Genomic DNA, 20,291 nt, shown 5'->3' on the forward strand with positions numbered 1-20,291 from the left:
GATCCGGCCGCGTGAGGGGGATGCTAGGGCCGAACGATCACAATGCAAGAAGGCGATTTCAGCCCTTCAGCGCCGCGATGAAATCCTCCGCCCAGCCGATGACGTCGCGATCGCGGACGACGGCGTTGAGCGTGTCCCAGCGCGCCTTGCGCTCATCGAGCGGCATGTGGAGCGCGGTCCACAATGCGCGGGTGACCTCTTCGTGATTGAGCGGGTTCACGAGCAGCGCGTCGGTCAGTTGCTCGGCGGCGCCGGCAAAGCGCGAGAGGATGAGAACGCCGGGATCGTCGGGGGCCTGCGCGGCGACATATTCCTTGGCGACTAGGTTCATGCCGTCCCGGATCGGCGTCACCAGCCCAATCTTCGCGGCGCGATAAAAGCCGAACAGCTCGGCGCGGTCGAAGCCGCGATTGACGTAGCGGATGGGCACGAGGTCGACATCCGAATGGGCGCCGTTGAACTGCCCCGTCTTCTGTTCCAGCGTTGCGCGAATTTCCTGATAGGAGCGGACATCCTCGCGCGATGGGGGTGCGATCTGGACGTAGAGCAGCCGGTTGACCATGTCGTCCTGCGTCGCGAACAGCCGCTCCATCGCGTCGATCCGCTCGGGCAGGCCCTTGCTGTAGTCGAGCCGGTCGACGCCGATCACGACCGTGCGGTTGCGCGCGCTGCCGGCGAGGCGGTCGTGCGCACGTTGCGCGGTCGCGGTTCCGCCCAGCGCCATGAATTCGCCATGGTCGATGCCGATCGGAAAGGCGTGCGCGGTGGCGGTGCGGCCGCCGATCCGAACGGTGCCGCTGTCCTCGTCGACCTCGGCGTCCAGTTCCTTGCGGCAATAATGGAGGAAGCTTTCGAGCCATTCGACCGACTGGAAGCCGATGACGTCATAATGGAGCATCGCCTCGACCAGCCGCTCGTGAAAGGGGAGCGAGACGAGCAGGCGGGTCGGCGGCCAGGGGATGTGGAGGAAGAGGCCGATCCGGTTGCGAAGGCCGTGCGCGCGCAGTCGCTCGCCCAGCGGCAGGAAATGATAATCCTGTACCCAAACCAGATCGTCCGCCTCGACCAACGGGATCAGGCTGTTCGCGAACTGCTCGTTGACGCGTTCATAGCCGCGGCCGAACTCATTCTCATACTCGGCAAGGTCGATGCGATAATGGAAGAGCGGCCAGAGCGTGCGGTTGGCATAGCCGTTGTAATATTCCTCGACGTCCTGCGGCTCGAGGTCGATCGTCGCGGTGGTGAAGCCATCGGCGCGCGCCATGGTCAACTGGCCGGTGAAATGCTCGACCTCCTCGCCCGACCAGCCGAACCAGATGCCGCCATGCTGGCGCAGCGCGCCGTTCATCGCGACCGCGAGCCCGCCCTGCGCGCCGGTCGCGCCGCGGCCCTTGTCGACCGATACGCGGTTCGAGACGACGATCAGCCGGCTCATCGCACCGTATCCCAGCCGCGCGACAGCATGCCGGCGCAGTGAATGATGCCGACCAGCGAATAGGTCTGCGGGAAATTGCCCCACAGCTCGCCATTGTCGAAATCCATGTCCTCGGACAGCAGGCCGGAGGGGGTACGGTGCGCGAGCATCGTTTCGAACAGCTCGCGCGCCTCATCCGTCCGTCCGCACAGGTGCAGAGCCTCGATCAGCCAGAAGGTGCAGATGTTGAAGGCGGTTTCGGGCTGGCCGAAATCGTCCTCGCTGTCATATCGCAGCATGTTGCGGCCGCGGCGCAGTGCCTTTTCGACCGCGGCGAAGGTGGCCTGAAAACGCGGGTCGTCGGCGCGGATGAAGCGCAGTTCGACCATCTGGAGCAGGCTGGCGTCCATATGCGCGTGGCCGAAAGCGGCGCCGTAATGACCCTCGGCCTCGCTCCACGCCTCGCGCTCGATCGTCGCGCGGATCGTTGCGGCGCGCTCGTTCCAGAAGGCTTCGCGCTCGGGCCGGCCGATGCGCGCGGCGACATTGGCGAGCCGGTCGCACGCCGCCCAGCTCATCACTGCCGAATAGGTGTGGACGAGCTGGCGGGTCCGGAATTCCCATAGGCCCGCGTCGGGCTGGTCGTGCGTCTTCCACGCGACCTCGCCGACGCTCTCCAGGCTTTCGAAGTCGCGTGCGTCGGCAACGCGGAACAGGCGCTGGTCGAAAAAGCCCTGCACGGTCGGCAGCACGATCTGGCCATAGGCGTCGTGCTGAACCTGCGTCCAGGCGGCGTTGCCGACGCGCACCGGGCCCATGCCGCGATAGCCGGAGAGGTCCGACGCGACCTGCTCGTCAAGCTCGGTCACCCCCATCACCGAATAGAGCGGCTGGATATGTCCGCCCGCGGCGCGGTCGACGATATTGCGCAGATAGGCGAGATATTTTTCGAGCACGTCGAGCGCGCCGAGGCGGTTGAGCGCCTGCACCGTATAATAAGCGTCGCGAATCCAGCAGAAGCGATAGTCCCAGTTGCGCCCGCTGTTCGGCGCTTCGGGGATCGAAGTGGTGAGCGCGGCGACGATCGCGCCGGTTTCTTCATGCTGGCAGAGCTTGAGGGTGATCGCGGCGCGGATCACGGCGTCCTGCCAGTCCATCGGGGTCGCGAGCCCGCGCACCCAGCTTCGCCAGTAGAGGTCGGTCGCCTCCTCCATCCCGCGCAGCGCCTGCGAAACGTTGCCGGTGAAGGGTTCGTCGGGGCCGAGGAAGAAATGCAGGTCCTGCTCGACACGAAACGAGCGGCTTTCCATGACATAGCCGACCGGCGCGTCGGTGGTCAGGCGTAGCGGCTGCGGGCCGATCAGATAGCGGATATGGTTGGTGCCGCGCGTCGTCGCCGCGATCTCCGCGCCATAGTCGCGCATCGGCACCAATTCCATCGCGACCCGCGGACTGCCCGCGACGGGGCGGACGATGCGGACGAAGGCAACCGGGCGGAACATGCGCCCCGACCGCTCGAAGCGCGGACAGAAGTCGATGACATCGACCGCGCTGCCGTCCTCGGCCTCCAGCCGGGTGACGAGGATCGGGGTATTGCGGCGATAGCGGGGCGTCGCCTTGACCTGTCCCGCGAGGCGAAAGCGCCAGATGCCCTGATGCTGCCGCTCGCCGCCCAGCAGCGCGCAGAACACGGGGTCGCCGTCGACGCGCGGGACGCAGCCCCAGATCAGTCCCGCCTCGCCGTCGATCAGCGCGCTGACCTGGCAATTGCCGATTGGCCAGAGCGCGAGCGAGCTTGGCATCGGATTTAGAGCATCAGCCATCGATGCACCGCTTCGGGATCGGCAAGGCGATAATCGGCGGCGGTCGGGTGCGGGGCGCCGACGAGGATGCCGTGCCCGCCCGCCGTAGCGACGGCGACGAAACCGTCCTCGTCGGTTCGATCGTCGCCGATGAAAATCGGCTGCGCGTCGGCAAAGGGCGGCGCGGCCATCAGCCGGGCCACCGCGGCGCCCTTGTTCGCGCTCTTCGGGCCCAGTTCGACCACCATCTTGCCGCGCCGGGCGGCAAGGCCTTCGCGGGCTGCCATGTCATCCATGACGGTAAAGACGGCTGGGGCGGCTTCGGGTTCCGGTCGATAATGCACCGCGATGCCGTGCGGCTTGGTTTCGACGAGCAGGCGGGGCCAGGCGGCGGTCAGAGCGGCGAGTGCGGCGCGGCTGGCGTCGGACAGGATTGCGGCGCCCGTGGCGGGCTCGCCAATCTCGGCGCCATGCGAGCCGACCATCAGCAGATCGATCGGGCCGAGCCAGGATTGGATGTCCGCGATGGCACGGCCGCTGACGATCGCGATGCGGCCATCAAGCGCCCGGCGGAGGGCGACGAGCTGCGCCGGCAGGCCATCGGGCACATGGATGCCGTCGGGGGTATCGGCGATCTCGACCAGCGTGCCGTCGAAGTCGAGGAACAGCGCGAGCGGATTCCGTGCCGCCAGCTCGGCGAGCGGCGGGGGCGGCGGAAGGTCGATGCTTTTGTGCATTGCGGCAAAGGCTAGGGGCGGCAACCCGATGGGTCAACCGCCCCCATTTTGCCGGTGCGGAGCGTCAGATCACCCCGAGCGAGCGCATGGCCTCGGCGACGCGGACGAAGCCGGCGATATTAGCGCCCAGGACATAGTTGCCGGGGGCGCTATATTCGTCGGCGGTCGCGGCGCAATTGTCGTGGATGCTGCGCATGATCTGCGCCAGCCGCTGTTCGGTCTGGTCGAAGGTCCAACTGTCGCGCGAGGCGTTCTGCTGCATTTCGAGCGCCGAGGTCGCGACGCCGCCGGCGTTGGCGGCCTTGCCCGGCGCGAACATCACGCCGTTCTGATGGAACAGATCGACCGCATCGGGGGTCGAAGGCATGTTGGCGCCTTCGCCGACGAGCTGGACACCATTCTTGATCAGAGTCGTCGCATCCTTGCCGGTCAGCTCGTTCTGGGTGGCACAGGGAAGCGCGATGTCGCACGCCACGTCCCAGATCGAGCCACCCTCGATATAATGGGCGCCCGCGCCTTTGGTCCGCGCATATTCGGACAGGCGCTCGCGGCGCACCTCCTTGATTTCCTTCAAGAGGTCGAGATCGATGCCGGCTTGGTCGAGGACATAGCCGTTGGAATCCGAGCAGGCCAAAACCTTGCCGCCGAACTGCTGGACCTTTTCGATCGCATAGATGGCGACGTTGCCCGATCCTGACACGACGACGCGCTTGCCGTCGAGCGATTGCCCCTTGGTCGCCAGCATCTGCTGGACGAAATAGACGAGGCCGAAGCCGGTCGCTTCGGTGCGCGCGCGCGAGCCGCCGTAGACGAGCCCCTTGCCGGTGAGCACGCCCGCCTCATAGCGGTTGGTAAGGCGCTTGTACTGGCCGAACATATAACCGATCTCGCGCCCGCCGACGCCGATATCGCCCGCGGGCACATCGGTATATTCGCCGAGGTGGCGCTGAAGCTCGGTCATGAAGGCCTGGCAGAAGCGCATGATCTCGCCGTCCGAGCGACCGCGCGGGTTGAAGTCCGACCCGCCCTTGCCGCCGCCGATCGGCATGCCGGTCAGCGCATTCTTGAAAATCTGCTCGAAGCCCAGGAATTTGATGATGCCGAGATTGACCGACGGGTGGAAACGGATGCCGCCCTTATAGGGGCCGAGCGCCGAGTTGAATTGGACGCGGAAGCCGCGGTTGATCTGGACCTGACCGGCGTCGTCGACCCAGGGAACGCGAAAGATGATCTGTCGCTCCGGTTCGCAAATTCGCTCGATCAGCGCGTGGCTGGTATAGTCGGGGTGTTTCGCGACGACGCGCCCGAGGCTTTCCAGCACTTCGTGAACCGCCTGGTGGAATTCGGCTTCCCCGGCGTTACGACGCAACACTTCATCAAGAACCGGCTGCAACTTTTCATCAATCTTGCTCAAAAGGACCTCCTGGCTGCATCAATCGAACGCGCCTGTGGACCATGCGGCGCGATGCCGCAAGGCGCCCGGCACAGGAAATCGAATGCGACAGGAAAAAAGGCCGGCCCACGGGGTGCGGACCGGCCTTCGAAGAATCTGCGGTCCGAAAGGCTCAGAAGAGCTTGATCACCGTCGCCGTGCGGCGCTCGGGTTCGACCTCGCCGGTGTAGAGGCTCGCCATCGGCTCGTCGCTGACGACATGGGTCTCGTCGGCGCCGAAGCCGTTGAATTTCGTCCGCATCGCACAGCCATAAGCGCCGAGCATGCCGATCTCAATGAAATCGCCGGCCTTGACGTCGGCGGGCAGGAAGAAGGGGCCGGCCATATGATCGAGGTCGTCGCAGGTCGGGCCATAGAAGCTGAAAGCCGTCATCTCGGCTTCGCTCTCGGGCTCACGCAACAGCGTGACCGGGAAGCGCCAGCCGACATGCGCGGCGTCGAACAGCGCCCCGTAAGCGCCGTCGTTGATATAGAGTTCCTCGCCGCGGCGCTTTTCGACGCGGACGATCAGCGAGCTGTATTCGGCGGACAGCGCGCGACCGGGCTCGCACCACAGTTCGGCCGAATAGCTGATCGGCAGGCTTTCGAAGCTGCGGTGGATCGTGTCGAAATAGGCGTCGAGCGGCGGGGGCTCCATGCCGGGATAGGACGACGGAAAGCCGCCGCCGACATCGATGATGTCGACCGTCACCGACGCCGCGACGATCGCGGCGCGGACGCGCTCCATCGCCTGGGCATAGGCGTGCGGGGTCATCGCCTGGCTGCCGACGTGGAAGCAGATGCCGAGCGCATCGGCCGCCTGGCGAGTCGCCATCAGCAGTTCGGCGACCTCGTCGGGCTCGGCACCGAACTTGGCGGCGAGGCTGAGCTTCGAATGGTCGGACGAGACGCGCAGGCGCACGAGCAGGTTCAGATCCTGCGCGCCCTCGGTCGCGCGGACGATCTTCTGAAGCTCGTCCATCGTGTCGAGCGAGAAGGTGCGGACCCCATGCTTCCAATAGGCTTCGGAAATCGCTTCCTCGGCCTTCACCGGATGCATGAAGCAGAGCGTCGTCCCCGGCAGGGTGCGCGCCACCAGCCGCACCTCGGCGATCGAGGCGACGTCATAATGGGTGACACCCGAATCCCACAGCACGCGCAGCAGGTCGGGCGACGGATTCGCCTTGACCGCATACATGGTCGTGCCGGGAAATCGCTCGATGAAGAAACGCGCTGCGCGCCGCGCGGCGTGCGGGCGGACAAGCGTAACAGGTTCGATCGGCGAAAGTGCCTGAATCAGCCCGTGGGCGCTATGATGCTGGTGCAACTCAAGGGACCCCCAAAAATATAAGTTAAACGACAAGGGCTGCCTTGCGGTTATTGGAAGTCCCCATGGGGCAGCGAGGGGCGCATATATGGTCGGGGAGACCCCCTGTAAAGACCCTTTGCGGCACAAAAATCGCCGGCCGGGACTCGTCGCATCAACTCAGCCGCGACTTGAAATCCTCATAGCCGAAGCGGCGGATTTCCTTCAATCCGTCGCTGTCGCTGTCCCACAGCCAGATCGACGGCAATGGGACGCCGTTGAAGCTATTGGTCTTGACCATCGAATAATGCGCCTGGTCGAGGAAGGCGAAACGCTGGCCGACGCGGGCGTCGCCGGGCAGGCGATAATCGCCGATGACGTCGCCGGCGAGGCAGGAAGGGCCGCCGAGGCGGGTGATCGGGCCGCTCGCTTCTTCGCCCAGCATCGCGGGGCGATAGGGCGCCTCGATCACGTCGGGCATATGGCAGGTCGCGGAGATGTCGGTGATGCCGATCGCCATACCATTGTCGAACAGGTCGAGGATCTCGCCGACGAGGATGCCGGCGTCGAGCGCGACCGCCTCGCCAGGTTCGATCATCACGTCGCAGTCGGTCTCCGCGCGCACCCGCTTCAGGAAGGCGATGAGGTCGTCGGTCTGATAGTCGGCGCGGGTGACGTGATGGCCGCCGCCGAAATTGATCCATTTGAGGCTGCGGACATGCGGGCGGATGAGCGGCTGCACCGCCGCCCAGGTGCGTTCGAGCGGTGGGAAATCCTGCTCGCACAGCGTGTGCATGTGGATGCCGTCGACGCCCTCCAGATGTTCGGGGAGAATCTGCGTCACTGGAAAGCCGAGGCGGCTGCACGGCGCGGCGGGATCGTATTTCGCGACCTCGCCCTCGCTGTGCAGCGGATTGATGCGAAGGCCGATGTCGAAACTCTCGCCCTCGGCGCGGAGCCGGTCGAGCAGCGGACGAAAGCGCGCGATCTGGCCCGGCGAGTTGAAGATCAGATGATCGGAGAGCGCCGCGATCTCGGGCAGATCGGCTTCCTTGTAGCCCGCGCAATAGGTTGCGACCTCACCCCCATATTCCTCGCGCCCCAGCTTCGCCTCGTACAGGCCCGACGCGCAGACGCCGTCGAGATATTCGGCGATGGTAGGCCCGAGCGACCACATCGAAAAGGCCTTGAGCGCGGCGAGAACGCGCGCGCCCGACGCGTCGCCGATCGCACGCAGCACCGCGAGATTGGCACGCACCTTCGCCGCATCGACGACGAAGGCGGGGGAGGGCACACGGGTAAGGTCGAAACGGGTAAAAGCTCCGGGATCACCGGCTCTGGTTTCCATGGGACTTATATTCCTGTCAGGCCGCAATCGGCCCCTTGAAGATGAAGAAGGCGCCCCCCGCAATCAAGGCGAAGCCGATAAGATGGTTCACCGTCATCCGTTCGCCGAGCCAGAAGGTCGCAAAACCCGCGAAGACGATCAACGTGATGACCTCCTGCATCGTCTTGAGTTCGGCGGTGGAATAGACAGCGTGGCCGATGCGGTTCGCGGGCACGGCCAGGCAATATTCGAAGAAGGCGATCCCCCAGGCGAGCAGCACCGCGAGCCAGACCGGCCGCGAGAGATCTCCCAGATGGCCGTACCAGGCGAAGGTCATGAAGATGTTGGAGACGAAGAGCAGGCCGATAGGCAGGAGATAGGCGGTCATAATGAAGCTCCAACGCCATTTGCCGTTCGCCCCCGCCTTCGCGGGGGCGGGCTCTGCGCTCGTCGAATGGCCGTTCTTCACTTTAGGTGTTGAAGGAAGAACAGTGCTTCGACAAGCTCGGCACGAACGGAATACAGGTTGGCGCGTCGGTTAAAAGTCAAGCGGCGCGTCCAGTTCCTTCACCTGCCACGGCAGGCCGTGCCGGTTCAGCATGTCCATGAAGGGGTCGGGGTCCATCTGTTCCATGTTGAACACGCCGTCGCCGTTCCACGTCCCCGTGACCATCATCGCCGCGCCGATCATCGCGGGCACGCCGGTGGTGTAGCTAACCGCCTGATTGCCGGTTTCGGCATAAGCCTCCTCATGGTCGCAGATATTGTATAGGTAGAGCGTCTTTTCCTTGCCGTCCTTGCCGAGGCCGGTCGCGATCACGCCGATGTTGGTCTTGCCCTTCGTCGTCTCGCCCAGGCTCGACGGCTCGGGAAGCACGGCCTTCAGGAACTGGAGCGGGACGATCTCGCGGCCTTCGTAGATCACGGGGTCGATGCGCGTCATGCCGACGTTCTGGAGCACTGTCAGGTGCTGGATATAGGCATCGCCGAAGGTCATCCAGAAGCGGATGCGCTTGATCTCGGGCAGGTGCGTCTTCAGGCTTTCGATCTCCTCATGATACATGAGGTACATGGTCTTTGGCCCAACCTCCTCGAAATCGAATTGCTGCTTCACCGACATCGGCGGGGTCTCGACCCAGTCTCCATTTTCCCAGTGGCGCGCGACCGCGGTCACCTCGCGGATATTGATCTCCGGATTGAAATTGGTCGCGAAATGCTGGCCATGATCGCCGCCGTTGCAGTCGAGAATGTCGAGCGTGTCGATGCGTTCGAAATGATGCTTCTTCAGCCAGGTCGTGAAGACGCTGGTCACGCCGGGGTCGAAGCCCGAACCGAGTAGTGCCATCAGTCCCGCATCCCTGAAGCGGTCGTGATAGGCCCATTGCCAGTGATATTCGAACTTCGCCTCGTCGCGCGGCTCGTAGTTCGCGGTGTCGAGATAATGCGCGCCGGTCGACAGGCACGCCTCCATGATCGTCAGGTCCTGATAGGGAAGGGCGAGGTTGACGACATGCGTCGCGCCGGTCTCGCGGATGAGCGCCGCAGTGGCGTCGATATGGTCGGCGTCAACTTCGGCGGTCCTGATCGTGATACCGGTGCGCGCCTTCACCGATTCGGCGATCGCGTCGCATTTGAACTTGCGACGGCTGGCCAGCGTGATGTCGGGGAAGATATCGGCGTTCGCCTTATGAACTTGGGCCATCTTGTGCACCGCGACCGAGCCGACGCCGCCCGCGCCGATCACCAGAACCTTGCTCATTCGAAAAATCTCCATTGGCGGGCGATGCCGCTTGTCTTGTATGCGGCGCCCTATAGGACGAAGCCATGACACAGCAAAGCCCCGATCCCCTGCGCGATCTGGTGCGGGCGCCCACCCTCGCCGGGGTTGAACGCGCGGCGGCGAAAGTCGCTGCATTGCTCCCGCCGACGCCGCTACTGCCGATCGAGATCGACGGTGCGACCATCTGGTGCAAGGCCGAGTGCTTACAGCCGGTCGGCGCGTTCAAGATCCGCGGCGCGTGGCACCGGCTGACCGACCTGACGCCCGAACAGGCCGCCGTCGGGGTCGTCGGCGTGTCGAGCGGCAATCATGCGCAGGGGGTCGCCTGGGCGGCAAAGCGGCTGGGGATCAGGGCGACGATCGTGATGCCGAGCAACGCGCCGGAGATGAAGCTCGACGCGACGCGCGCGCTGGGGGCCGAGGTCGTGCTCTACGACCGCGTCACCGAATCGCGCGACGCGGTGGCGGCGAAGCTGCTGGACGAGCGCGGCGGCACGCTCGTCCATGCCTATGGCGATCCCTGGATCATCGAGGGGCAGGGCACGGCCGGGATCGAGGCGCACGCGCAGATGCAGGCGCGCGGGATCGACGGGCCCGACACGGTGATCGCCTGTTGCGGGGGTGGCGGATTGTCGGCGGGGCTCGCGCTCGCATGTCCGGATGCCGAGGTGATCGCGGTCGAGCCCGAAGGCTGGGACGATGTGACCCGCAGCCTGGAGGCCGGGACGATCCTGTCGGTCGAGGACCTCAGCTATCCGACCGAATGCGACGCGCTGCAGACGCCGCAGACCTGGCCGATCAATTTCGCGGTGCTGCAGGCGCGTGGGGTGCGCGGCGTGGCCGTGACGCGCGACGAGGTGCGCCACGCGATGCGGGTGGCGTTCGAGAAGCTGCATCTGGTCGTCGAGCCGGGCGGCGCGGCGGCGCTCGCTGCCTTGCTCGCGGGCAAGGTCGCGCCGGGGCGGGCGACGCTCGTCACCCTGTCGGGCGGCAATGTCGACCCGCGGCGCTATGCGGAGATACTCGCGGGATAGGGGAAACTTATCCTGTGCAATGCGTTGGGCGATGGAAGGAGACGGACGATGAAGATGCACATGACCCTCGCGGCCTCGACGGCCCTGGTGCTGCTCGCCGGCTGCGAAAAGGCCGAGGCGCCCGCACCCGGCGACACGGCCACGAAGACCGAGATATCGGCCGAAACGGTGCCGCCGGTCGATGCGACCACCGCGCCGCCGGTCGATCCCGAAGCCGATCCGGCTACCGCGCCGCATCGCTTCGCGAGTTGGGCCGGGAAATGGACGGGGGTCGAGGGCATGTACGTCACCATCACCCCGACCGAGCCCGAGCATTACAAGCTGGACATGCAGTCGGACCTCGACACCAAGGGCACCTATGAAGGCCATGACAGCGAGCACGGCATCCAGTTCGAGCGCGGCGGCAAGCCCTTCACCCTCTATCGGACCAATGGCGACGACATCGGCCTCAAATATCTGACCGGCAAGACGGAGTGCCTGAAGGTGCAGGACGGCGAGGGCTATTGCCGCGATTGAGGAAGCGATGAAGGGGGGACGGAATGGATGAGATCGCGACGGCGGTTCCGTCAGACTATCCGGCGCTGATCGAGACGCTGGCGCAGGCGTTTCAGAGCGATCCGGCGCTGTCGTGGATTCTTCCCGACCCCCAACACCGTGCTCATGCGCTGCGCGGCCTGTTCCGCACCCTCGTTCCCGCCGACATGCGCGCGGGCGTGGCGCTGCGCGCCATGAACGATGAAGCGGCAGCATTGTGGCGCGCGCCGGGGCGGGCGCACAGCGGCGGGATGGAATTCCTGCGCACCGTGTTGCCCCTGGTCGCGACCTTCGGCACAGCGCTGCCGCGCGGACTGCGCGTCCAGAGCAGTATCGACGCGCACCGGCCCCAAGGGCGTTTCTGGTATCTCCATTATGTTGGCGTGCGGCCCGAACAGCAGGGCAAGGGGCACGGCGGCCGGATCATCCGGGCGCAGACCGCCGTTGCCGATACCGAAGGGTTGCCCTGCTGGCTCGAAACCGCGACGTCGGCGAATGTGCCGATCTATGAACGGTTGGGATTCGTCACGCAGGCGGAATGGGACATTGCGGGCTGCGGTCCGCATTTCTGGGGGATGATGCGCGCGCCACGGGATTAGGCGCCCAATGCCGCGCTTCGGGGTGGCAATCCATGGAGTGGCTGTTAGGATCGGTTCGTCGAATATCCGGGGGGAATCATGGCTCTGTTTCGAACGATACCTTGGCTGCTTGCGGCCCTGCTGGTCCTGTCCGCGGTGCCCGCCCGCGCCGAATGGCGCGAGGCAAGCAGCGCGCATTTTCTCGTCTATGGCGATATCAGCGCCAGCAAGCTTCGCGAATATTCGGAGCGGCTCGAGCGCTATGACAGCGCGTTGCGGCTGATCACCAACCATGCGGAAACGGGTGCGTCGAGTCGAAACCGCGTCACCGTCTATCTGATGCCGAGTATGAGCGACCTGCGAAAACTCTATACGGGCGGCGGAGGCAGCACGTCGGTTGCCGGTTTCTATATTTCCTCGTTCGAGGGTTCGCGCGCTTTCATGCCCGCAGACTTGTCCGGCGACGGTCCATCGGCGCAAACGATCATGTTCCATGAATACGCCCACCACATGTTACTCAGCAGCGCGACCGAATATTATCCGCGCTGGCTGACCGAAGGCATGGCCGAATTTTTCATGGTCAGCCGTCTCAATCGCGACGGCAGCATCATGATCGGCCTGCCGAACGATGACCGGGCCTATTCGCTGACCGCCTTCCGCCGCATGCGCGCGTCCGAACTGCTGGCGTCGGATACCAAGAAGCTGTCGGCCTTCGACGAGGCGCAGCTTTATGCGTCGGGTTGGCTTTTGACCCATTATCTGCTGCTTGGTGGCAAGCGCGATGGCCAGCTCGTCAAATATATCGCCCTGATCAACAAGGGTGATACATGGGAACAGGCGGCGAAGGCGGCGTTCGGTGATCTTGGCAAACTCGACCAGGATCTGGAGGCCTATCGCCGCACGCGCGGAATGAAGGTTTTCACCATCCCCGCCGACAAGCTGAGCACCGGCAAGATCGAGATCAGCGAACTGACGCCAGGTGCGGCGGCGATCATGCCCTATCGTATCCGCTCCGCGCGCGGCGTCGATAAGAAAATGGCGGCCGAACTGGTCGGCGAAGCGCGACCGGTAGCGGCTCGCTATGCTGGCGACGCGTTCGTTCAGCGTGCGATGGCCGAAATCGAATATGACGCGGAAAATGACGCTGAAGCGGAAGCGGCCGCGGACCGCGCGCTCGCGCTGGATCCCGGGTTGGTCCCGGCGATGCTTTATAAGGGGCGCGTCCTCGCGCGCCGCGCAGCCAAAAATGATAGGGCCGACGATTGGAAGGCCGCACGGTCGTGGTTCATCAAGGCGAACCATGCCGACCCCGATTTCGCACTGCCGCTCGTCCTCTATTATGACAGCTATGCGCGTGCGGGTGAGAAACCCAGCAAAGGCGCGGTCACTGCGATCATGCGCGCGATTCAGCTCGTCCCGCAATCGACCCATGTGCGCTTCAACGTCGGTCGCCAACTCGTGATCGAAAAGGATCTGACGTTGGCGCGTAAGGTGCTGGCTCCCGTGCTGTTCAGCCCGCACAATGCGCAAAATGAATCACTGGCCAAGGTTGCCGGGCTGTTCGACGAAAAGGCTTCGCCCGAAGCGATATTGAAGGCGATGGATGAAGCGCAATGGGGTGAGGCTGGCGAATGAGAGCCGAAATCCGGACTTTCTGCGGGACGTGAGCGGCGGTCAGGCCGCTTTCTGCAGCTCCAGGTCGAGTCGGCTCCAGATCTCGACCAGCGCCGCGGTCAGGTTGCGCATCATCGCTTCGTCGTGCGTCGGTCCCGGCGTGAAGCGCAGGCGCTCGGTGCCGCGGGGGACGGTCGGGAAATTGATCGGCTGCACATAGACGCCATATTCGGCGAGGAGGATGTCGCTGATCTTCTTTGCACGCACCGGGTCGCCGACCATCAGGGGTACGATGTGCGTCGTCGAATTCATGACCGGCAGCCCGGCGTCGCGGAAGCTCTGCTTGAGGAAGGCCGCGGCGGCCTGCTGCGCTTCGCGCTCGACGCTCGACTGCTTGAGGTGCCGTACGCTGGCGAGCACGCCCGCGACGAGTACCGGCGACAGGCTGGTCGTGAAGATGAAGCCCGGCGCATAGCTGCGGATCACGTCGATGATGTTCCGGTCGGCGGCGATATAGCCGCCCATCACGCCGAACGCCTTGCCCAGCGTGCCCTCGATGATGTCGACGCGGTGCGCCGCCTCGTCGCGGTCGGTGATGCCGCCGCCGCGCGGGCCGTACATGCCGACGGCATGGACCTCGTCGCAATAGGTGAGGGCGTTGTATTTCTCGGCGAGGTCGCAGATCGCGTGGATCGGCGCGATGTCGCCATCCATCGAATAGACGCTTTCGAACGCGATCAGCTTCGCGGTCGCGGGATCGTCGGCGGCGAGCAGTTCCTCGAGATGCTCGAGGTCGTTGTGGCGCCACACGCGCTTTTCACAGCCCGAATTGCGGATACCCGCGATCATCGACGCGTGGTTGAGCTCGTCCGAATAGATGATGCAATGCGGCAGCAGCTTGCCGAGCGTGCCGAGCGTCGCCTCGTTCGAGATATAGCCCGAGGTGAAGAGCAGTGCGCCTTCCTTGCCGTGCAGGTCGGCAAGCTCGGCCTCGAGGTCGATGTGATAATGGGTATTGCCCGCGATGTTGCGCGTGCCGCCGGCGCCCGCGCCGACGTCGTGCAGTGCCTCTTCCATCGCCGCGACGACCTTGGGATGCTGGCCCATCGACAGATAGTCGTTCGAGCACCAGACGGTGATCGGCTTCGGTCCGTTGTGACCCGCGAAGCAGCGTGCGTTGGGGAAGGCGCCCTTGTTGCGCAGGATGTCGATGAAGACGCGGTAGCGACCTTCCTCATGGAGGCGGTCGATGGCCCGGGCGAAAATATCGTTGTAGTTCACTATGCAGCCCCGCGGGTTGTTCCAGCGTGCGCCGCTCCCTCCGGCGGCGGTGTTGGGCGGGGCAATAGCTTCGAAAGCCGCAGAAATCCAGTGCGAACGATTCGCAGCAGATAGGTCAAATTGTCTCAACCCGGCCGATGCCCCAGGGGGTGAGCGCGGCGAGCGGCGGGGGCGGATGGTCGGGACTGCGCGTAAAGACGGCGATGCCGGGCGCGGCTTCGGCGGGCCAGTCCTGCCCCTCGGTCAGGTGGGCTATGCGGCGCGCGATGCCCGCGGCGCCGTCGATCAGGCGCACGCCGGGGCCGGCCTCCGCCTGCAATTCGGCCTCCAGCAGCGGGAAATGGGTGCAGGCGAGGACGATGACGTCCATTGCCGCACCGCCTGGCTGGTCGCGCAGCCCGGCGATGGCGCGGGCGATGACCGTGGGGTCGACTGCTTCCCCGCGCAGCTTCGCCTCGGCGGCGGTCACAAGGCCGGGGCTGCCGTGGCGCAGCACCGTCCTGCCGGTGGCGAAACGGGCGCTCAGATCGTCGACATAGGGCTGGCGCACCGTCGCTTCGGTGCCGAGCACGCCGATGAAGCCGCTCTTCGTCATCTCGGCGGCGGGCTTGATCGCAGGCACCGTGCCGACGATCGGCAGGTCGAGCGCCGCGCGAACATGGGCGAGCGCGATCGTCGAGGCGGTGTTGCAGGCGATCACCGCGAGGCGCGGCTGATAGCGCTCGACAAGCCGCCCGAGCAGCGCGGGAACCCGCGCGGCAAGTTCCTCGTCACTCTTCTTGCCATAGGGCAGGCCGGCATAATCGGCGGCATAGACGATCGGCGCGGTCGGCAGCAGCGCGCGCGTCGGCCCAAGCACGGTGAGACCGCCGAGACCGCTGTCGAAAAAAAGGAGGGGGGCTTGCGCGGCGGGCGATGACATGCATGTCCGCCTAGCAGGCGGGCGGGCCGCGCTCAATCGCTCCGGCGTGTTGGTCCATTTCGGTGGCCACCCGATCCGAATCCGTTGATCGGGGCGCGCAATGCCGCCAATATGCGGACGAACGAGCCGGGGGAATGCCATGACGATATATCTGCTGATCGCCGCGAGCTATCTGCTCGGCTCGATTCCCTTCGGCGTGCTGCTGACCCGCGCCTTCGGGGCCGGCGACCTGCGGCAGATCGGATCGGGCAGCATCGGGGCGACGAACGTACTGCGTACCGGGCGCAAGGGGCTGGCGGCGGCGACCGTGTTGCTGGACGGCGCCAAGGGCGCGGTGGCTGTCCTTCTCGCGCGCCATTTTCTGCCCGAACTGGGGGCCGAAGGTGCGATGATTGCGGGGGCGGCGGCGGTGATCGGCCATTGTTACCCCGTCTGGCTCAAATTCCGGGGCGGCAAGGGCGTGGCGACGCTGCTCGGGCTTTATATCGCGCTGGCCTGGCCGATTGCTTTGGTGTTCGCGGCGGTCTGGCTGGCGGTTGTCGGCGTGTCGCGCATCTCGTCGCTCGGCGGCATGATCGGGGCGGTATCGGCACCGGCCGCCGCACTTTTCTTCGGCTATCCGGTCTATGCCGTCGGGCTGGCCGGTCTTGCCCTGATCGTCCTGTGGCGGCACCGCGCGAATATCGCACGGCTGCGTGCCGGTACCGAACCGCGCATCGGCGGCACGAAGGACGCCGCATGACGCCTGCCGAGCGGCTGGCGCGGCTGCGCCTGATCCGCACCCCTCACGTCGGGCCGGTGAGCTGGCACCAGTTGATGCAGCGCTTCGGATCGGGCGAGGCGGCGCTTGCCGCGCTGCCCGGCCTCGCGCTGCGCGGCGGCGCGGGCAAGGCCCGGATCGCGCCCGCCGAAACCGCCGAACGCGAGATCGCGCGCGTCGCCGAACTCGGCGCCCGCCATGTCTTCAGCGACGAGCCCGATTATCCGGCCCTGCTGCGCGAGATCGACAGCGCGCCACCGATACTGATCGTGCGCGGCGACATGCCGATGCTGGCGCGGCCCTGCGTCGCGATCGTCGGCGCGCGCAATGCCTCTGCGGCGGCGTGCCGCTTTGCGCGCCAGATCGCCGCCGACCTGGCGGGGCAGGGAATCACGATCGTCAGCGGGCTGGCGCGCGGCGTCGATACGGCGGCGCATGTCGGCGCGCTCGGCGGCGCGACGGCGGCGGTGATCGCCAGCGGGATCGACATCGCTTTCCCGACCGAAAATGCTGCGCTGCAGGACAAGATCGCGGCCGACCAGTTGCTGATCGCCGAGCAGCCGCCCGGCACCGAGCCGCTCGCGCGTCACTTTCCGGTGCGCAACCGTATCATCGCCGGACTTGCGGTCGGCACGGTGGTGATCGAGGCGGCGCCGCGTTCGGGCTCGCTGATCACCGCGCGGCGGGCGGGCGATTATGGGCGCGAAGTGATGGCGGTGCCCGGCTCGCCGCTCGACCCCCGCGCGCAGGGATGCAATCTGCTGATCCGCGAAGGCGCGACGCTGATCCAGACGGCGGCGGATGTGCTCGAAGCGGTCGGGCCGATCGACCGGCGCATGGTTCGCGAACCGGCGCGCGTTCCAACACCGCATCCAGCCGATGCCGAGGCGGCGGATGGCGACCGCGACGGCATCGCGGGCTTGCTCGGTCCGACGCCGGTTCCGGTCGATGAGCTGGTGCGCCAGTCCGGGCGGCCGTCGTCGGTCGTGCAACTGGTGCTGCTCGAACTCGAACTGGCCGGGCGTGTCGAGCGTCATGCGGGTGGGAAGATATCCGCGCGATGATTTCCGCAATAGCGGAACGCGCCGATTGACAGAGGCGCGGCCCGCTCCCAAATCCCCCTTGACGGACGCGCGGGGGGGCAGCCACTCTCGCGCGTATATGCGTAACGGTTCCCGGGGAACGGATTTTTCATGCAATTGGTCATTGTCGAATCGCCCGCCAAGGCGAAAACGATCGAGAAGTATCTCGGCCGCGATTTCAAGGTGCTGGCGTCCTATGGCCACGTCCGGGATCTGCCGCCCAAGGATGGGTCGGTCGATCCCGACGACGGCTTCGCGATGCAGTGGCAGCTCTATCCCGACAAGGCGAAGCGACTGAAGGAGATTTCGGACGCCGCGAAGCAGGCCGACCGTCTGATCCTCGCGACCGACCCCGACCGCGAGGGTGAGGCGATAAGCTGGCATGTGCAGGAATTGCTGCGCAGCAAGAAGGCGCTGCCGGCCTCGGTCGACCGCGTCACCTTTAACGCGATCACCAAGCAGGCGGTGACCGATGCGATGGCACATCCGCGCGGACTCGACGACGATCTGATCGACGCCTATCGCGCCCGCCGCGCGCTCGACTATCTGGTTGGATTCACCCTGTCGCCGGTGCTGTGGCGCAAGCTGCCAGGCGCCAAGTCGGCGGGCCGCGTCCAATCGGTCGCGCTGCGCCTGGTGGTCGAGCGCGAGCGCGAGATCGACGCCTTTGTTGCGCAGCAATATTGGTCGGTGACCGGCCTGTTCGAAATGGACGGCACGCCTTTCAAGGCGCGCTTAGCGCGCTGGCGCGGCGACAAGATCGAGCGGCTGTCGATCGGCACAGAGGCCGACGCGCGCGCCGCCGAGGCCGATGTGAAGGCGGGACATTTTACGGTCGATGCGGTCGAGACCAAACCGCTCACCCGCAACCCGCCGCCGCCCTTCACGACCTCGACCCTGCAGCAGGAGGCGGCGCGTAAATTGGGCTTCTCGGCAAGCCACACGATGCGGATCGCGCAGAATCTCTACGAGGAGGGTGCGATCACCTATATGCGAACCGATGGCGTCCAGATGGACGGCAGCGCGATCAGCGACGCGCGCCGCGCGATCGCCGACCGCTACGATGGCGGCTATGTCCCCGACAAGCCGCGGCAATATCAGACCAAGGCGAAGAATGCGCAGGAAGCGCACGAGGCGATCCGCCCGACCGACTTCGCCAAGGACAAGGCCGGCAGCGGCGACCATGCGCGCCTCTACGATCTGATCTGGAAGCGCGCGCTCGCGAGCCAGATGGCCTCGGCGCGGCTTGAACGCACCAGCGTCGACCTTTCGGACGGCACCGGCAAGACGATGCTGCGCGCGACCGGGCAGGTGGTCAGATTCCCCGGCTTCCTAGCGCTCTACGACGAAGGCCGCGACGACAGCAGCGACGATGACGATGCGCGCCTGCTGCCCGCGATGGCGAAAGGCGACGCGCCCGCAAAAACCGGGGTCGAGGTCGAAAGCCATGAAACGCAGCCGCCGCCGCGCTATTCGGAGGCGAGCCTCGTCAAGAAGATGGAGGAACTCGGCATCGGGCGCCCGTCGACCTATGCCTCGATCCTTCAGGTGCTCAAGGACCGCGCCTATGTGACGGTCGAAAAGAACCGCTTCATCCCCGAGGAGAGCGGGCGGCTGCTCACCGCCTTCCTCGAACGATTCTTCACCCGCTATGTCGGTTATGACTTCACCGCCGAGCTCGAGGAGGAACTCGACGACGTGTCGGGCGGCCGCGCGCAATGGCAGGCGGTGCTCGACCGCTTCTGGCGCGATTTCAAGCCGCGCACCGGCGAGGTGATGGAACAGAAGCCGTCGGAGATTACCGCCGCGCTCGACGAATTCCTCGGCCCCTATCTCTTCCCCGACAAGGGCGACGGCAGCGATCCCAGGCTCTGCCCCAATTGCGGAACCGGACGGCTCGCGCTGCGCGGCGGACGCTTCGGGCCGTTCATCGCGTGCAGCAATTATCCCGACTGCAAATATACGCGCAAGTTCGCTCAGCCGGGCGGAGCGGAGAATGGCGCCGACAGCGGGCCCGAGGCGATCGGCGTCGACCCCGACAGCGGGCTTGAAGTGACGAAGCGCAGCGGGCGCTTCGGCCCCTATATCCAACTCGGCGAGGGCAAGGAGGCGAAGCGCTCGTCAATCCCCAAGGACATCCCGACCGAGGATTTCGATCTCGATTATGCGCTGCGGCTGCTCAGTCTGCCGCGCGAGGTCGGGGTGCATCCCGAAAGCGGCAAGCTGATCGTCGCGGGGCTGGGGCGCTATGGCCCCTATCTGCTCCACGACGGCAAATATGCGAAGCTGACCGGCACCGCCGAAATCTTCGAGATCGGCATGAACGCGGCGGTCGCGCGCATCGCCGACGCCGCCAATGGCGGGGGCCGCGGCGCGCGCGCCAAGGTCGAGCCGCTCAAGACCTTCGGCCCGCACCCGACCAGCGGCGGCGAGATGAAGCTGATGGCGGGACGCTATGGTCCCTATGTCACCGACGGCACGACCAACGCGACCTTGCCCAAGGCGGTCGAACCCGACGCGCTGACGGCCGAGGAAGCCGTCGCGCTGATCGATGCGCGCGCCGCGAAGGGGCCGGCCAAGGGCAAGAAGAAAGCGGCGCCAAAGAAAAAGCCCGCTGCGAAGAAGGCGCCGGCCAAAAAGAAGACGGCGAAGGAATAGCGTTAACGCCCGACATTTTCGTCGCGGCCG

17 protein-coding genes are annotated in these 20,291 nt (G+C 65.7%); 7 read left to right on the forward strand and 10 right to left on the reverse strand.

Going from position 1 to position 20,291, the window contains the following annotated elements:
• Positions 1-58 precede the first annotated feature (58 nt).
• The 8 genes from FHR21_RS11175 to FHR21_RS11210 form a co-directional block, all read right to left on the reverse strand.
• The gene (locus FHR21_RS11175) at positions 59-1,435 is read right to left on the reverse strand and encodes an alpha,alpha-trehalose-phosphate synthase (UDP-forming) (protein ID WP_184098240.1); all 1,377 of its coding nucleotides are present in this window, start codon (positions 1,433-1,435) and stop codon (positions 59-61) included.
• On the reverse strand, positions 1,432-3,237 hold the full coding sequence (locus FHR21_RS11180) for a glycoside hydrolase family 15 protein (RefSeq protein WP_184098242.1): 1,806 nt from the start codon (positions 3,235-3,237) through the stop codon (positions 1,432-1,434). Before FHR21_RS11180 ends, FHR21_RS11175 begins: the two co-directional genes overlap by 4 nt.
• Complete coding sequence (gene otsB, locus FHR21_RS11185) at positions 3,222-3,953, reverse strand: trehalose-phosphatase (RefSeq protein ID WP_184098244.1); 732 nt, start codon at positions 3,951-3,953, stop codon at positions 3,222-3,224. The genes FHR21_RS11180 and otsB overlap by 16 nt, the downstream gene beginning before the upstream one ends.
• A 64-nt stretch (positions 3,954-4,017) precedes the next feature.
• A complete protein-coding gene (gene gdhA / locus FHR21_RS11190) occupies positions 4,018-5,367 on the reverse strand; it encodes an NADP-specific glutamate dehydrogenase (protein ID WP_184098246.1) in 1,350 nt (449 codons plus the stop codon).
• A 151-nt stretch (positions 5,368-5,518) separates the two neighbouring features.
• Entirely contained in the window at positions 5,519-6,712 is a 1,194-nt protein-coding gene (locus FHR21_RS11195; RefSeq protein WP_184098248.1) for a type III PLP-dependent enzyme, read from the reverse strand.
• 154 nt (positions 6,713-6,866) lie between these two features.
• Entirely contained in the window at positions 6,867-8,039 is a 1,173-nt protein-coding gene (locus FHR21_RS11200; RefSeq protein WP_184098250.1) for a carboxynorspermidine decarboxylase, read from the reverse strand.
• A gap of 16 nt (positions 8,040-8,055) precedes the next feature.
• Positions 8,056-8,406 (reverse strand): DMT family protein, encoded by a 351-nt coding sequence (locus FHR21_RS11205; RefSeq protein ID WP_184098252.1) that lies wholly within the window; start codon positions 8,404-8,406, stop codon positions 8,056-8,058.
• A 150-nt stretch (positions 8,407-8,556) separates the two neighbouring features.
• Positions 8,557-9,777 carry a saccharopine dehydrogenase family protein gene (locus tag FHR21_RS11210; protein WP_184098254.1) on the reverse strand — a complete coding sequence of 407 codons (1,221 nt, stop codon included), beginning with the start codon at positions 9,775-9,777 and terminating at the stop codon, positions 8,557-8,559.
• A gap of 65 nt (positions 9,778-9,842) precedes the next feature.
• Between FHR21_RS11210 and FHR21_RS11215 the strand changes: the two genes are divergently transcribed.
• From FHR21_RS11215 to FHR21_RS11230, 4 genes are all read left to right on the forward strand, one after another.
• Complete coding sequence (locus FHR21_RS11215) at positions 9,843-10,832, forward strand: threonine ammonia-lyase (protein ID WP_184098256.1); 990 nt, start codon at positions 9,843-9,845, stop codon at positions 10,830-10,832.
• Between the two features lie 48 nt (positions 10,833-10,880).
• The gene (locus FHR21_RS11220) at positions 10,881-11,348 is read left to right on the forward strand and encodes a hypothetical protein (protein WP_184098258.1); all 468 of its coding nucleotides are present in this window, start codon (positions 10,881-10,883) and stop codon (positions 11,346-11,348) included.
• Between the two features lie 23 nt (positions 11,349-11,371).
• Positions 11,372-11,965 (forward strand): GNAT family N-acetyltransferase, encoded by a 594-nt coding sequence (locus FHR21_RS11225; RefSeq protein ID WP_184098260.1) that lies wholly within the window; start codon positions 11,372-11,374, stop codon positions 11,963-11,965.
• 78 nt (positions 11,966-12,043) lie between these two features.
• On the forward strand, positions 12,044-13,579 hold the full coding sequence (locus FHR21_RS11230) for a DUF1570 domain-containing protein (protein ID WP_184098262.1): 1,536 nt from the start codon (positions 12,044-12,046) through the stop codon (positions 13,577-13,579).
• A 39-nt stretch (positions 13,580-13,618) separates the two neighbouring features.
• Here FHR21_RS11230 and hemA read toward each other — a convergent pair whose 3' ends face one another.
• On the reverse strand, positions 13,619-14,839 hold the full coding sequence (hemA, locus tag FHR21_RS11235) for a 5-aminolevulinate synthase (RefSeq protein WP_184098264.1): 1,221 nt from the start codon (positions 14,837-14,839) through the stop codon (positions 13,619-13,621).
• Positions 14,840-14,954: 115 nt separating this feature from the next.
• Positions 14,955-15,761, reverse strand: a complete 807-nt coding sequence (murI, locus tag FHR21_RS11240; protein ID WP_184098266.1) for a glutamate racemase — start codon at positions 15,759-15,761, stop codon at positions 14,955-14,957.
• Between the two features lie 139 nt (positions 15,762-15,900).
• Here murI and plsY point away from each other — a divergent pair, with 139 nt between their 5' ends.
• The 3 genes from plsY (at position 15,901) to topA (ending at position 20,261) form a co-directional block, all read left to right on the forward strand.
• The gene (gene plsY, locus FHR21_RS11245; protein WP_184098268.1) at positions 15,901-16,503 is read left to right on the forward strand and encodes a glycerol-3-phosphate 1-O-acyltransferase PlsY; all 603 of its coding nucleotides are present in this window, start codon (positions 15,901-15,903) and stop codon (positions 16,501-16,503) included.
• On the forward strand, positions 16,500-17,585 hold the full coding sequence (gene dprA, locus FHR21_RS11250; RefSeq protein ID WP_184098271.1) for a DNA-processing protein DprA: 1,086 nt from the start codon (positions 16,500-16,502) through the stop codon (positions 17,583-17,585). The genes plsY and dprA overlap by 4 nt, the downstream gene beginning before the upstream one ends.
• Positions 17,586-17,714: 129 nt before the next feature.
• Positions 17,715-20,261, forward strand: coding sequence for a type I DNA topoisomerase (topA, locus tag FHR21_RS11255; protein ID WP_184098273.1), 2,547 nt, complete (start codon positions 17,715-17,717; stop codon positions 20,259-20,261).
• The last annotated feature ends 30 nt before the right edge of the window (positions 20,262-20,291 follow it).

This window comes from Sphingopyxis panaciterrulae, from assembly GCF_014199295.1.
Taxonomy (GTDB): domain Bacteria; phylum Pseudomonadota; class Alphaproteobacteria; order Sphingomonadales; family Sphingomonadaceae; genus Sphingopyxis; species Sphingopyxis panaciterrulae.

Coding starts and splice junctions, on each gene's coding strand:
- dprA (WP_184098271.1), top strand. CDS start 16,500: ATGACGCCTGCCGAGCGGCTGGCGCGGCTGCGCCTGATCCGCACCCCT.
- otsB (WP_184098244.1), bottom strand. CDS start 3,953: ATGCACAAAAGCATCGACCTTCCGCCGCCCCCGCCGCTCGCCGAGCTG.
- FHR21_RS11220 (WP_184098258.1), top strand. CDS start 10,881: ATGAAGATGCACATGACCCTCGCGGCCTCGACGGCCCTGGTGCTGCTC.
- murI (WP_184098266.1), bottom strand. CDS start 15,761: ATGTCATCGCCCGCCGCGCAAGCCCCCCTCCTTTTTTTCGACAGCGGT.
- FHR21_RS11180 (WP_184098242.1), bottom strand. CDS start 3,237: ATGGCTGATGCTCTAAATCCGATGCCAAGCTCGCTCGCGCTCTGGCCA.
- plsY (WP_184098268.1), top strand. CDS start 15,901: ATGACGATATATCTGCTGATCGCCGCGAGCTATCTGCTCGGCTCGATT.
- FHR21_RS11200 (WP_184098250.1), bottom strand. CDS start 8,039: ATGGAAACCAGAGCCGGTGATCCCGGAGCTTTTACCCGTTTCGACCTT.
- FHR21_RS11210 (WP_184098254.1), bottom strand. CDS start 9,777: ATGAGCAAGGTTCTGGTGATCGGCGCGGGCGGCGTCGGCTCGGTCGCG.
- FHR21_RS11175 (WP_184098240.1), bottom strand. CDS start 1,435: ATGAGCCGGCTGATCGTCGTCTCGAACCGCGTATCGGTCGACAAGGGC.
- FHR21_RS11230 (WP_184098262.1), top strand. CDS start 12,044: ATGGCTCTGTTTCGAACGATACCTTGGCTGCTTGCGGCCCTGCTGGTC.
- FHR21_RS11205 (WP_184098252.1), bottom strand. CDS start 8,406: ATGACCGCCTATCTCCTGCCTATCGGCCTGCTCTTCGTCTCCAACATC.
- topA (WP_184098273.1), top strand. CDS start 17,715: ATGCAATTGGTCATTGTCGAATCGCCCGCCAAGGCGAAAACGATCGAG.
- FHR21_RS11225 (WP_184098260.1), top strand. CDS start 11,372: ATGGATGAGATCGCGACGGCGGTTCCGTCAGACTATCCGGCGCTGATC.
- FHR21_RS11215 (WP_184098256.1), top strand. CDS start 9,843: ATGACACAGCAAAGCCCCGATCCCCTGCGCGATCTGGTGCGGGCGCCC.